This is a genomic window from Billgrantia zhangzhouensis (genome assembly GCF_021404465.1).
Lineage (GTDB): Bacteria > Pseudomonadota > Gammaproteobacteria > Pseudomonadales > Halomonadaceae > Halomonas > Halomonas zhangzhouensis.
In genome coordinates, this window is the sequence record NZ_JABFTT010000003.1 from 94,997 (window position 1) to 107,339 (window position 12,343).

The following is a 12,343-nucleotide window of genomic DNA, read 5'->3' on the forward strand; positions in this document are numbered from 1 at the left end:
TTCGCTCCAGCCGTCCCAAAGCATATCGTTATGTGCTTAAAAGGAGATGAGCAGTGGCCTTCTCTGAATCCGAAAAAGCCGCTTTGTTAGAGGTGAAAGGTGTCGGGCCGACGGTCGTCAAACGATTTGAGGAAATCGGTATCGATTCCTTCAGTAAGTTATCGGCTCATAATGCAAAAGATATTGCCGAAATGGTGGCTTCGATGCTGAGAAACACCTGCTGGAAAAATAGCCCTCAAGCCTTGTCGGCAGTTGAGGCCGCTATTTCGAGAGCAAGGGAAGGCCTTTAGTGTTGCGCAGCGCCGCACATAACCAGACCAATCACGGCGGCAGCTTTTTTGTCGCGGCTCTGCCTTCACTAAAAAGCTGCGCATGTTGGCGATGTGCCCCCCTGTCGATTTCGATCAGCTCCGTTCGACGTTAGGTTGCCACTCACAGCAATCACCCACAGAAGGGAGCCGATCATGAAGCATATGGCCAAGAACACGATCTGCCTTTGGTACGATGACGCCGCTGAGGAAGCCGCACGATTTTATGCCGAGACCTTCCCCGATTCATCGCTCGACGCGGTGCACCGCGCGCCTGGGGATTATCCCTCGGGGAAGGAGGGGAGCGTATTGACGGTCGAGTTCACCGTACTGGGCGTGGCGTGCCTCGGGCTGAACGGCGGGCCTATGTTCAAGCACAGCGAGGCGTTCTCGTTTCAGGTGGCGACCGAAGACCAGGAGGAGACGGACCGCTACTGGAACGCCATCGTCGGCAATGGCGGCGAGGAGAGCCAATGCGGGTGGTGCAAGGACAAGTGGGGCATCTCGTGGCAGATAACGCCGATCGCGCTGACGAAAGCCTTCACCAGCCCCGACCGTGCCGCCGCCAAGCGGGCGTTCGATGCCATGATGACGATGCAGAAAATCGACATCGCCAAGATCGAGGCCGCCTTTCGCGGTTGAGATGAGAGTGGGCTTACCCAAAGCCGCCGGCGCTTCCCAGCGTCGGCGGCTTTTGCTTTTCTAGGGCCGCAACCTCACGCCTCGATCCACACCTCGTCGCCCTTGAAGCTCACCTTCCAGGTGCGAAGCCGTACGCTCTCATCTTCCAGGCACTGGCCGTCTTCCAGGCGGAAGTGCTGCTTGTAGATCGGCGAGGCGACCACGGGCTGGCCCTTGAGGTCGCCGACGATGCCGCGGGCGATGACGTTGGCGTTGGAGAAGGGATCGTGGTGGTCGATGGCGTAGAGTTCCTGCGCCTGGCCGGGCAGGTAGAAGATTGCTACCTGGGCCGGGCCTTCCGGGGTTTCCACCCAGGCGGCGACGCCGGAGTAGGGCACCAGGTCGGCGCGGGTGCAGAGGATTTGCCAGGTTTGGGTCATGGTCTTCGCCGCAATTGCTGAACTCATTCAGGTCTTCTCCACTTTTTATCTGGTCACTGCCGAGCGAGATGAAGCGGGCGGCGCGCTGGGCGCCGCCATTTCCATCACGCAGGCCTTAATTGCCCGCGCTCGGTGGTATAGATGATGTCCGGATCCGGGCGCGCGTCGTTGACGAAGCTGCGGAAGCGCTTGAGCTTCTCCGGGTCGCTGATGGCGTTGGCCCATTCGCACTCGTAGGTGTCGACCACGGCCTGCATCTGCCGCTCCAGCTCCTCGCCGATGCCGAGGCTGTCCTCAAGGATCACCTGCTTGAGGTAGTCCAGGCCGCCTTCCAGGCTCTCGCGCCATATCGAGGTGCGCTGCAGGCGGTCGGCGGTGCGGATGTAGAACATCAGGAAGCGGTCGATGGTGCGGAACAGCTCCTCGTCGCTGAGGTCGGTGGCGAACAGTTCGGCGTGGCGCGGGCGCATGCCGCCGTTGCCGCATACGTACAGGTTCCAGCCGTTCTCGGTGGCGATCACGCCGACGTCCTTGCTCTGGGCCTCGGCGCACTCGCGGGTGCAGCCGGACACGGCGAACTTGAGCTTGTGCGGGGCGCGCAGGCCCTTGTAGCGGTTCTCCAACTGAATCGCCATGCCGACGCTGTCCTGCACGCCGTAGCGGCACCAGGTGCTGCCCACGCAGGACTTCACGGTGCGGGTCGATTTACCGTAGGCGTGGCCGGTCTCGAAGCCGGCTTCGATCAGCTCGCCCCAGATTGCCGGCAGGTCCTCCAGGCGGGCGCCGAACAGATCGATGCGCTGGCCGCCGGTCACTTTGGTGTAGAGGTTGTACTTCTGCGCCACCTGGCCCAGCACCACCAGCTTGTCGGGGGTGATCTCCCCGCCGGCGATGCGCGGCACCACCGAGTAGGTGCCGTTCTTCTGCATGTTGGCCATGAAGGTGTCGTTGGTGTCCTGCAGCGGGATATGAGCTGCGTCGGTGATCGGCTCGTTGAAGCAGGAGGCCAGTATCGAGGCCACCGCCGGCTTGCAGATATCGCAGCCGAGGCTGTGGCCCACCTTGGAGCCATGCTTCTCCATCAGCTCGCTGAAGGTCTTGATGCCCTCCACCCGTACGATGTCGTAGAGCTCCTGGCGGGTATGGGCGAAGTGCTCGCAGATCGACTTGTCGACCTCCACGCCACGGCTCTCCAGCTCGTGATCCACCAGGGTCTTGAGCAGCGCGGCACAGCCGCCGCAGCCGGTGCTGGCCTTGGTGGCGCCTTTCACTGCGCCGAGGTCCACCGCGCCGCCGTCGATGGCGCTGCACACGTCGGCCTTGGTGACGTTGTGGCACGAGCAGATGGTGGCGGTTTCCGGCAGGGCGTCCGGCCCCAGTGCGGGGGCGGCTTCGCTGCCGGCCGGCAGGATCAGCGCGGCCGGATCCTCGGGCAGCTCGATGCGGTTGGCGTAGTACTGCAGCAGGGTGTCGTAGTAGCTGTTGTCGCCCACCAGCATGGCGCCGACCAGGCGCTTGCCGTCGCTGGAGACCACCAGCTTGCGGTACTGCTGCTTGAGCGGGTCGAGGAAACGGAACTGGCGTGCTCCGGGTGTACGGTCGCCGTGGGCGTCGCCGATGGAGCCCACGTCGACCCCCATCAGCTTGAGCTTGGTGCTCATGTCGGCGCCCTTGAAGGCTTCATTGCCCTCGAGCAGAGTGGCGGCGGCGACCTTGGCCATCTGGTAGCCGGGGGCGACCAGGCCGAAGATGCTGTTGTTCCACAGCGCCACTTCTCCGATGGCGAGGATGGTCGGGTCGCTGGTGAGGCAGTGGTCGTCGATCACCACGCCGCCGCGCTCGCCGATCTCCAGGCCGCTATCGCGGGCCAGCTCGTCGCGGGGGCGAATGCCGGCGGAGAACACGATCAGGTCGGTCTCCAGCACTTTCTCGTCCTGGAACACCATGCGGTGGCGGCTGGCCTCGCCGTCGACGATCTCCTGCGTCGCGCGGCCGGTGAGTACCTGCACGCCCAGCGCCTCGATCTTCTCGCGCAGCAATTCGCCGCCTTCATTGTCCACCTGCATCGGCATCAGCCGCGGGGCGAATTCCACCACGGCGGTGTCGAGGTTCAGTCCGCGCAGGGCGTTGGCGGCTTCCAGGCCGAGCAGGCCGCCGCCCACCACCACGCCGGTGGTGGCCGACGCCGCGGCGGCGCGGATGGCGTCGAGATCGTCCAGGGTACGATAGACCAGGCAGTTATCGCGGTCGTTGCCGGGAATCGGCGGCACGAAGGGGGTGGAGCCGGTGGCCAGGACCAGGCGGTCGTAGCGGTAGCGGCCCTGGGGGGTCTCCACCTCCTGACGGTCGCGATGAATGGCGGTGACCGCTTCCCGTTGGCGCAGTTGAACGCCGTGCTCCGCGTAGTAGTCGGTGGCGCACAGCGCCAGGGACTGGGCGTCGCGGCCGCTGAAGTAGTCGGAGAGGTGCACCCGGTCGTAGGCCAGGTGACGCTCCTCGCCGAAGACGAGAATGTCGAACGCCTCGGTGGCGCCGCGCTCGACGAGCCGTTCGACCATATGGTGGCCGACCATGCCGTTGCCGATGACGATCAGTTGCGGTTTAGCGGGCGTGTTCATGCGGCCTCCTTGGCGGGGCTGTGCGGTGATTCGTTCGAGGCGTCGTCGAGCAGGGCCTGGGCGTCGGTGGCACCGAGCAGCAGCGCGGCGCGGCAGGCGGTGAGGTCGGCCCCGGCCAGGGCCTGCTCGAAGTACCAGGGGCCGAAGGCGGTGTCGCCGTAGAGCACGGCGCCCTCCAGGCGGCCGTCGCGCAGCAGCAGGCGGCGGTAGTCGCCCTGCTGGGGGTCGCGATAGCTGAGTACCTCGTGATCGGGTTCGGCATCGGTGGGGCCGAAGGCGTAAAGCGAGATACCGCTGACCTTGAGCTTGGTGGCGGTCGGTTTCTCGACGTAGCCCTGGGCGGGCTCGGCATCGGCATGGTCATGGTCGAGACAGAGCCGCTCGGCCAGCACCTCGACCTGGCGCCAGATCGGCTCGACCAGGCCGTAGAGGTTGCCGCGGTGCTCGCAGCACTCGCCCAGGGCGTGGATCGCCGGGTCGCTGGTGGTCAGCCACTCGTCGACGATCACGCCGCGATTGACCTCCAACCCGGCCACGCGCCCCAGTTCGGCATTGGGCACGATGCCGATGGCCACCACCACGCAGTCGGCGGCGAGCCGTGTGCCGTCGGCGAGCAGGGCGGCGCACACCTGGCCCTCGGCGTCGGCCTCCAGGCGCTCGAGCTGGGCGTCGGTATGAATGTCGAGCCCACGGCTGCGCAGCTCGTTCTCCAGCAGGTGGGCGGCGGTGAGGTCGAGCTGGCGATTCATCAGCCGGTCGTCGCGCTGCAGCAGGCTTACCTGCATGCCGCGTTTACGCAGCCCTTCCGCGGCTTCCAGGCCGAGTAGGCCGCCGCCGATCACCACGGCGTTGCGGCCGCTTTCAGCGGCGCGTGCGAGGGCGTCGGCGTCGTGCAGGTCGCGGAACACGTGCACACCGGGAAGCTCGAGCCCCGGCACTGGCGGGCGGGCCGGGTTCGACCCGGTGGCCAGTACCAGGCGGTCGTAGTCGAGCCGGCGCCCTGCATCGGTGGTGAGGGTGCGTGCGTCGCGGTTGATGGCCTCCACCCGTTCGCCCAATGCCAGCTCGATGCCCTGCTCGGCATACCACTCGGCGCTGTGCAGGGTGAGGGCGTCGCGCTCCATTTCGCCGGCCAGTAGCGGCGAGAGCAGGATACGGTTGTAGGCTGGCGCCTGCTCGGCACCGATCACGCTGATCTTCGCGGGGCGCTCGGTCCGGGCGAGGAGTGCCTCGACCAGCCGATGGCCGGCCATGCCGTTGCCGACGATGACCAGATGCTCGACGGTGGATGTCTCGGGATGTCGCCGTGGCATGCGAACACCTCCTCTCGCTGCGCTTGTCAGAATGACGGGCCTATAACGCAACGACGCCTCGGCGCTTCCCCTGTCGATTCGAGGATCGAACCGGGGAGCACAGAGACGTCGTTGTCGCATTCATGTGGGCGATCGCCTTTGATCGCCGCTTTGTCCTGCAGGTATCAAGATTCTGGCCAAGGTACCTGGTGCGTGAAGTTTTTCCTTGTGTGCCAGTGTGTTGGAAAGTGACTTGGGGGCGTGATGCTGGCCGGAGGAAACTCAGTATTCACCGGCCATGCACATCAATGGTGCGTTGCGGCATCGAAATGCACAGGGCTGTAGCATGCCGCCAGTAGCGCGGGATCGAAGCGGCCGCCCTGCGCTTCGAGCTGGCTCACGATGGGGGCGGCGAAGTGCAGTGCGGCCTGTGGCGTTGGGCGCAGCATGTCCGCCCCGCAGAGATGCTGATGAATGGGGGCTGCGTCGTTGTCGAGCGTTTCGAGGTGGCGAATCGAGCGGTCGAGGTAGGGCGGCAGGGCCAGCCATTCCCGTGCCTGATGGCGGTGATCCGGCGAGGCGGCCAGCCACTCGCTGGCCGTTGCCAGGGCGCGCAGCAGCGCGGCCAGGGTGGCGGGATAGCGCTGCGCCCAGGAGCGGGTCACGCCGAGCACCTTCTCCGGGTGGTCCTGCCACAGCTGGGCGCTGGTGGCGACCAGCTGGCCTACGCCGCAGTGTCGGGCCAGGGTGCCCCAGGGCTCGCCGGCGCAGAAGCCATCGATCTGGCCGTTGCGCAAGGCTTCCACCATGCGCGGCGGCGGCAGGGCGACCAGCTCCGCGTCGCGGTCGGGGGCGATGTCGCCCAGGGTCAGCCATTCGCGCAGCTGGTAGTGCTGGCAGGAGTAGGGGTAGACCATGGCCAGGCGTGGGCGTTTGCCGCTGCCCGGCCCACGTAGCCAGTCGCCCAGTGCCAGGGCGCTGGTGCCTGGGTCTGTTGCTAGCGCGGCGCCGCTGGCCTGACACAGCGACGCAGAGAGCGTGATGGTATTGCCGTTGCGCGAGAGCAGCGTCGGCGCAAGCGTCTCGCAGGGGGCGCGGCCCAGGCCCAGGCTCATGGCCAGCGGCATGGGAGCGAGCATCTGGGCGCCGTCGAGCAAGCCGGCAGCGACCTTGTCGCGCAGGGTGGCCCAAGTGTTCTCCCGGGACAGGCTGACATCGAGACCCTGGTCGGCAAAGCAGCCCTGCTCGCGGGCGACGATCAACAGGGCGGCGTCGAGCAGCGGCACGAAGCCGAGGGTGAGACGCTCGAGTTCGGGGCTGGCGGCGTGGTGTTGCGGGTGGCTCATGAGCGGGATCCCCGTTGGTCGGATCGCCCCTGGGGCGATTCCAGGGGTGGATTCAGGCGGTCGAGTATGTCGATGACGCTGTCGGCGACCTCGGCGATACGCTGGCCGCGGTCCATGGCGAGCTTGCGCAGCATGCGGTAGGCCTGCTCCTCATCGCAGCTCTGGTGCTTCATCAACAGGCCCTTGGCGCGTTCGATGCGCTTGCGCTCGGCGAGCTGATTGCGCGCCTTGTCGAGCTCCTGGCGCATGCTGTGGAAGGCGTCGAAGCGGGCGATGGCAACCTCGACGATGGCCTCCACACGCTCCGGCACCAGGCCGTCGACCACATAGGCGCTGACGCCGGCCTTGAGCGCGGCCTGCAGCGTGTCGGAGTCGTGCTGGTCGGCGAAGAACACCACCGGACGAGGGTTTTCGCGGTTGAGCAGGGCCATGCTTTCCAGCGTGTCGCGGTCGGGGCTCTCCATGTCGATGATCACCACATCGGGCTGGTGGCGCTCGACCATCTCGTTGAGGCTGGCCGGGCTCGTCAGCCGGCAGATGACCCGGTGACCCTCGGCCATCAGCGCTTCCTCGACCATGGCGGCACGCACGACCTCATCGTCGACCAACAGAATGTTCAGAGGTGATGGCATAGAGTCTCGCTCTGTGTCGCGCCTTGGTATTGGCGCAAGAGCCTAGCGGCTCCTGTGGTACTTCTTGCGAAACGCGCTGCAAGAAACATTCCAACTGATACTCCGCCGCGGGTGGTGGGGCATTTGACGCGCTACTGGCTGGCGGCGAGCGAGTCTGATCCGTCCACTGGCACCAGTCTGGTGCAAGGGCGGAGCCGGTCGTGGGGAAATGGTGCAAAGCAGCATGAAGGCGTGCCGTAGATGAAGGAGCATCTGCCTGATACCCACTTGTTCTTCGGTGGATGGCACGCTTCCTGCTTAATAGGGGGAAATACTCTATAGGGGCGCCATGCGGTGCCCCAAGCGGCAACGACGCCCGCCAACGCCACCCTTCGGGGTCGGCCGTTGGCGGGCGTCGTCGTTTCGCCAGGAACCAGACAGGAGATCGACATGCGCGAGGCCCGAACCACCTGCCCCTACTGCGGCGTCGGCTGTGGCGTGCTGGCCAGCGTCGAGAACGAGCGGATCGTCGAGGTGCAGGGCGACCCGGAGCATCCGGCCAACTTCGGCCGGCTGTGCGTGAAGGGTTCGGCGCTGCACGAGACGCTGGGCCATCATGGCCGCCTGACCCGGCCGCGGGTTGACGGCGTCGAGACCGACTGGAACACGGCGCTGGCCGCGGTAGCCGAGCGGCTGACGGCGGTGCAGGCCGCCCACGGCTCCCAGGCGCTGGCCGCCTACCTTTCCGGGCAGCTGCTGACCGAGGACTATTACGTCGCCAACAAGCTGTTTAAGGGCTTTCTCGGCACGCCGCACCTGGATACCAACTCGCGGCTGTGCATGGCCTCGGCGGTGGCGGCCCACAAGCGCGCCTTCGGCGCCGATGCCGTGCCGTGCAGCTATGAGGATATCGAAGAGGCCGAACTGGTGGTGCTGGTAGGCTCCAACCTGGCCTGGAACCATCCGGTGCTCTACCAGCGGCTGAAGGTGGCCAAGCAGCGCAACCCGCTGCTGCGGGTGGTGGTGATCGACCCTCGGGTCACCGATACCTGCGAGATCGCCGACCTTTACCTGGGGCTCAAGCCGGGCAGCGATGCGCGCCTGTTCACCGGGCTGCTGGCGTGGATGGCGAAGCACAACAAGCTCGACCGGGTCTACCTGGAGGCGCATACCCAGGGCTTCGAGGAGGCGCTTGCCGCGGCGCGGGAGCAGGATGCCGCTGTGGAGGCCATCGCCGCCGACTGCGATGTCGATGCCGAGCGCCTGGAGACCTTCTTCTACTGGTTCGCCAGCTATCTGCATGTGGTCACGCTGTTCTCCCAGGGGGTGAACCAGTCGAGCAGCGGCACCGACAAGGGCAACGCCATCATCAACTGCCACCTGGCGGGCGGCAAGATCGGCCTGCCGGGGGCGGGACCTTTCTCGGTCACCGGCCAGCCCAACGCCATGGGCGGGCGCGAGGTGGGCGGGCTGGCCAATCAGCTGGCCGCTCATATGGACTACGACACGCCCGGCGCGCGGGACCGGGTCATGCGCTTCTGGGCCACCGAGCGGCTAGTGCCGTGCCTGCCCGAAGCGCCCGGCCACAAGGCGGTGGCGCTGTTCGAGGCGATCGAGCGCGGCGAAGTGCAGGCGCTGTGGATCATGGCCACCAACCCGGCGGTGAGCCTGCCGCGGGCCGACCGGGTGCGTGCGGCGCTGGAGAAATGCCCGCTGGTGATCGTCTCTGAGTGCATGGCCAACGCCGACCTGCTGCCCTATGCCGATATCGTGCTGCCGGCCTCGAGCTGGGCGGAAAAGAACGGCACCGTGACCAATTCCGAGCGGCGCATCTCGCGCCAGCGCGGTATCCTGCCGCCGCCGGGAGAGGCCCGGCACGACTGGTGGATCGTCTGCGAGGTGGCCAAGCGGCTGGGCTTCGGCGAGGCGTTCGCCTATACCCATCCGTGCGAGATCTTCGACGAGCATGCCCGGCTCTCGGGCTTCGAGAACGGTGAGGGCCCGGGCGAGAGCCACCGGCTGTTCGATATCTCCGGCCTGGCCGGGCTCGACCGCGTCGCCTACGATGCCCTGGCGCCGATCCAGTGGCCGGTCAACGCCAACGCCCCCCACGGTACCGCCCGACTGTTCACCGATGGCCGCTTTGCCACGCCGGGCGGCTGCGCGCGGTTGCTACCGGTACGTCCGCGCCCGCCGGCCCAGGCATTGGACGCGGCCCGTCCGCTGCGGCTCAATACCGGGCGCGTGCGGGATCAGTGGCACACCATGACACGCACCGGCCGTGCGCCGCGGCTGATGAATCACCGCGCCGAGCCGTTCATCGAACTCACCCCGGAAGATGCCGCCGAATGGGGCGTGGCGGAGCATGGCCTGGCGCGCCTGGAGGGAGCGGGTGGCGACTATGTCGGCCGGGTGCGGCTGTCGCGCGGACAGCGTCGCGGCGAGGTGTTCATACCGATGCACTGGAGCGGCTACTTCAGCGGCACGGCGCGCATGGGGGCGCTGCTCGAAGCGTATCTCGATCCGGTCTCCGGCCAGCCGGAATCGAAGCACGGCGCGGTGGCGCTGGCCCCGCTGACGGTGGAATGGGAGGCCACCCTGCTGGTGGCCGACGACCTGGGCGTGGCGGAGTCGAGCTGGTGCGACGAGAGCCGCTACTGGGCGCGTATTCCTCTGCACGGCTGCCAGCGCTGGCAGCTGGCCGGCGGCGAGCCGCCCGGGGATAAAAAAGCAGCGTCCCGCGACTGGCTGGCCTGGCTCGAGGCGACGCTGCCGGTGGCGCCGACGCTGTGGTGCACCGATCCGGCCACCGGAAGGCTACGTGCCGCCGGAGTGGATGCCGCGGGGCGCCTGCGCTGGTGGCTGATGGCGGGGCCGCCGCTAGAGCTGCCCAACCTGGCTTGGCTCGACGCGCGCTTCGAAGAGGCGAGGGTGGGCGCGGGGCTCTCGGCGCAGCATCGCCGTCGGCTGCTGGCTGGCTGCGACGACGGCGCCGCCAATCAGGGGCCGGTGGTGTGCAGCTGCCATCAGGTGGGCCAACGCGCTATCCTAGAGGCTATCCGTGAAGGCGATGACAGCGTCGAGGCGTTGGGCGCCAGGCTGGCCTGCGGCACCCAGTGCGGAAGTTGCGTTCCTGAGCTGAAATCGTTGATCGAAGAGGAGAAGGCCCATGCGAGCGCTGAGCCAATTGAAATCACTGCTGTCGCCTGAGCTGTGGCGTTGGGCGCAGCGGCCCCGGGCACTGGGGCAGGCGGCGTTCTCACGGCTGCACGGCCTGGGCCATATCGTGCGATCGCCGTTCGGCCGTTCCACGCGCGTCGAGGCACCCACCCTGACCCTGGACGGCGAGTGTCGCGCCGGTCGGGTCTACCTGGTGGGGGCGGGCAGTGGTGATGTCGAGCTGCTCACGCTCAAGGCCGCGCGCCTGCTGCAGCAGGCCGAGGCGGTAGTTTACGACCGCCTGGTGGGCGAGGACGTGCTGGCGCTGATTCCCGCCGGCCACGAGCGCTACTACGTGGGCAAGGAGCGTGGCCACCACAGCGTGCCCCAGGCCGAGATCGGTGCCTTGCTGGTGAAGCTGGCGCGGGAGGGCAAGTCGGTGGTGCGGCTCAAGGGCGGCGACCCCGGCGTGTTCGGGCGCATGGGCGAGGAACTCGCCGCGTTGGCCGAAGCCGGGATAGAGGCAGAGATCGTGCCCGGTATCACCGCCGCTTCGGCCGCCGCCGCCGGCATGGGTATCCCGCTGACCGACCGCGCCCATTCCCAGCAGCTGCGCTTCATTACCGCCCAACTGTGCCGCAAGGGCGGCGAGCCTGACTGGGCCACCCTGGCGCGCCAGGACGAGACGCTGATCTTCTACATGGGCCTGACCAAGGTCGAGGCCATCTGTGCCGGGCTGCGCCGTAATGGACTGCCCGACGACTGGCCGATCATGCTGGTGGCCAACGCCAGCCTGCCCGAGCAGGCCTCGCTGGTGGGCACCCTGGCCGATATGCCGGAGAAGCTGGCCGCCTCGCCGCTGCCTTCGCCCTGCCTGATCGTGGTGGGTAGCGTGGTACGCATGGTGGCGACCAGCACGGCGCGAACCGCGATCGCGCAAGGCAATACCACGAGCTAATCCAATCCCACGAACTAATCCTATGAACTAGGCCCGCGAGCCCGAACTGGGGCGTTGGCGGCGAGCGGCGAGGGCATGCACGAGCTGTGTCTTGTTCATGCTCGAGCGGCCGTCGATATCACGCTCGCTGGCCAGCCGGTATAGTTCGTCCTTGCTTTTTGCTTCGAGTTTCGTTGCATCGCCGTCCGGCTGTCGCCTGTCGGGCTCGGCGCTGCCGTTATCGCTGTCTCTGCCGTTGCTGCTACGGTTATTTCCCTGCTGTGCGATCTGCTCCTTCACGGCTTCCAGCAATTCCTCCCGCTTCATCTTGGAAGTGCCGGAGAGTCCGTACTCCTTCGCCATATCGAGCAGTTCGGCCTTGGTGCGCAGGTTGAGCCCGTACACGTGCTCGTGCTCGCCCACGCTGAAGGGGAGCGGCTCGGCGGCGTCGGCTGCCTTGAGTTCCTCGATCACCTGTTCGAGATACTCGATTACCTTCTTGCGCTGGGCTCGCTCGCTGACGTTCCAGGCCGCGCTGCTGGCCCGCTTGTGGGCCACCTTGAATTTCCTGCCCTCCATGCAGGTCGTGTAGCTGTTGGCGTCGAGCTTGTCGACGCGCTGGTGGGATACGATCAGCCAGTTGTACTCCGTACCGATGGGGGCGCCCGACTCCTCGGGAGCGCGGGCTGCCCGTCGTTTGGTGGTCTGGTAGGAGATTTCCCACTCATCGGGGGTAATCTTGCGCTCGCGCCATTCGCCCTGGTCGTAATACCACTTGTGCGAGCGACCGACTTTCATCCCCGAGTAGCCTTTGCCCTGGTGCTGCTTGAGGCGATCGTAGCCCTGTGGCTTGCGCTTGCTGTCGGCAGTCATCGCTGAACCTCCCTGGTTGCGTTCGATGTGCACGCCTGGTCCTGGGGTGCTCCATAGAGGCAGCATAGCTGACGAAGTTCCTGGCAACCGGGCCATGCCTGAAGCTTCTGCTAGGCTAGGCCACAGGCGCCCGGAATG

The 12,343-nt window shown here is 66.7% G+C and carries 10 protein-coding genes; 4 read left to right on the plus strand and 6 right to left on the minus strand.

The annotated features are described in order from the left end of the window. The first annotated feature begins 53 nt into the window (after positions 1–53). Together HOP51_RS04225 and HOP51_RS04230 are read left to right on the plus strand one after the other, a co-directional pair. A complete protein-coding gene (locus HOP51_RS04225) occupies positions 54–290 on the plus strand; it encodes a helix-hairpin-helix domain-containing protein (protein ID WP_234272714.1) in 237 nt (78 codons plus the stop codon). Between the two features lie 174 nt (positions 291–464). Further along, positions 465–950 carry a VOC family protein gene (locus HOP51_RS04230; RefSeq protein ID WP_234272715.1) on the plus strand — a complete coding sequence of 162 codons (486 nt, stop codon included), beginning with the start codon at positions 465–467 and terminating at the stop codon, positions 948–950. Between the two features lie 74 nt (positions 951–1,024). On the opposite strand, the gene nirD is transcribed toward HOP51_RS04230, so the two are convergent. From nirD to HOP51_RS04255, 5 genes are all read right to left on the minus strand, one after another. Beyond that, positions 1,025–1,396 carry a nitrite reductase small subunit NirD gene (gene nirD / locus HOP51_RS04235; RefSeq protein WP_234272716.1) on the minus strand — a complete coding sequence of 124 codons (372 nt, stop codon included), beginning with the start codon at positions 1,394–1,396 and terminating at the stop codon, positions 1,025–1,027. A 77-nt stretch (positions 1,397–1,473) separates the two neighbouring features. Continuing rightward, entirely contained in the window at positions 1,474–3,987 is a 2,514-nt protein-coding gene (gene nirB, locus HOP51_RS04240) for a nitrite reductase large subunit NirB (RefSeq protein WP_234272717.1), read from the minus strand. Then, a complete protein-coding gene (locus tag HOP51_RS04245; RefSeq protein ID WP_234272718.1) occupies positions 3,984–5,300 on the minus strand; it encodes an NAD(P)/FAD-dependent oxidoreductase in 1,317 nt (438 codons plus the stop codon). The genes nirB and HOP51_RS04245 overlap by 4 nt, the downstream gene beginning before the upstream one ends. Before the next feature lie 284 nt (positions 5,301–5,584). Further along, a complete protein-coding gene (locus HOP51_RS04250) occupies positions 5,585–6,625 on the minus strand; it encodes a CmpA/NrtA family ABC transporter substrate-binding protein (RefSeq protein WP_234272719.1) in 1,041 nt (346 codons plus the stop codon). Beyond that, positions 6,622–7,257: an ANTAR domain-containing response regulator gene (locus HOP51_RS04255; protein ID WP_234272720.1), complete on the minus strand. Its 636-nt coding sequence runs from the start codon at positions 7,255–7,257 to the stop codon at positions 6,622–6,624. The genes HOP51_RS04250 and HOP51_RS04255 overlap by 4 nt, the downstream gene beginning before the upstream one ends. A gap of 429 nt (positions 7,258–7,686) precedes the next feature. Here HOP51_RS04255 and HOP51_RS04260 point away from each other — a divergent pair, with 429 nt between their 5' ends. Together HOP51_RS04260 and cobA are read left to right on the plus strand one after the other, a co-directional pair. Next, a complete protein-coding gene (locus tag HOP51_RS04260) occupies positions 7,687–10,446 on the plus strand; it encodes a nitrate reductase (protein ID WP_234272721.1) in 2,760 nt (919 codons plus the stop codon). Next, positions 10,406–11,353: a uroporphyrinogen-III C-methyltransferase gene (gene cobA, locus HOP51_RS04265; RefSeq protein ID WP_234272722.1), complete on the plus strand. Its 948-nt coding sequence runs from the start codon at positions 10,406–10,408 to the stop codon at positions 11,351–11,353. The genes HOP51_RS04260 and cobA overlap by 41 nt, the downstream gene beginning before the upstream one ends. A 27-nt stretch (positions 11,354–11,380) precedes the next feature. Here the strand turns inward: cobA and HOP51_RS04270 are convergent, their stop codons facing one another. Then, complete coding sequence (locus tag HOP51_RS04270; RefSeq protein ID WP_234272723.1) at positions 11,381–12,205, minus strand: Rho termination factor N-terminal domain-containing protein; 825 nt, start codon at positions 12,203–12,205, stop codon at positions 11,381–11,383. Positions 12,206–12,343: the final 138 nt, after the last annotated feature.

Coding starts and splice junctions, on each gene's coding strand:
- HOP51_RS04230 (WP_234272715.1), top strand. CDS start 465: ATGAAGCATATGGCCAAGAACACGATCTGCCTTTGGTACGATGACGCC.
- nirD (WP_234272716.1), bottom strand. CDS start 1,396: ATGAGTTCAGCAATTGCGGCGAAGACCATGACCCAAACCTGGCAAATC.
- nirB (WP_234272717.1), bottom strand. CDS start 3,987: ATGAACACGCCCGCTAAACCGCAACTGATCGTCATCGGCAACGGCATG.
- HOP51_RS04245 (WP_234272718.1), bottom strand. CDS start 5,300: ATGCCACGGCGACATCCCGAGACATCCACCGTCGAGCATCTGGTCATC.
- HOP51_RS04250 (WP_234272719.1), bottom strand. CDS start 6,625: ATGAGCCACCCGCAACACCACGCCGCCAGCCCCGAACTCGAGCGTCTC.
- HOP51_RS04255 (WP_234272720.1), bottom strand. CDS start 7,257: ATGCCATCACCTCTGAACATTCTGTTGGTCGACGATGAGGTCGTGCGT.
- HOP51_RS04260 (WP_234272721.1), top strand. CDS start 7,687: ATGCGCGAGGCCCGAACCACCTGCCCCTACTGCGGCGTCGGCTGTGGC.
- cobA (WP_234272722.1), top strand. CDS start 10,406: ATGCGAGCGCTGAGCCAATTGAAATCACTGCTGTCGCCTGAGCTGTGG.
- HOP51_RS04270 (WP_234272723.1), bottom strand. CDS start 12,205: ATGACTGCCGACAGCAAGCGCAAGCCACAGGGCTACGATCGCCTCAAG.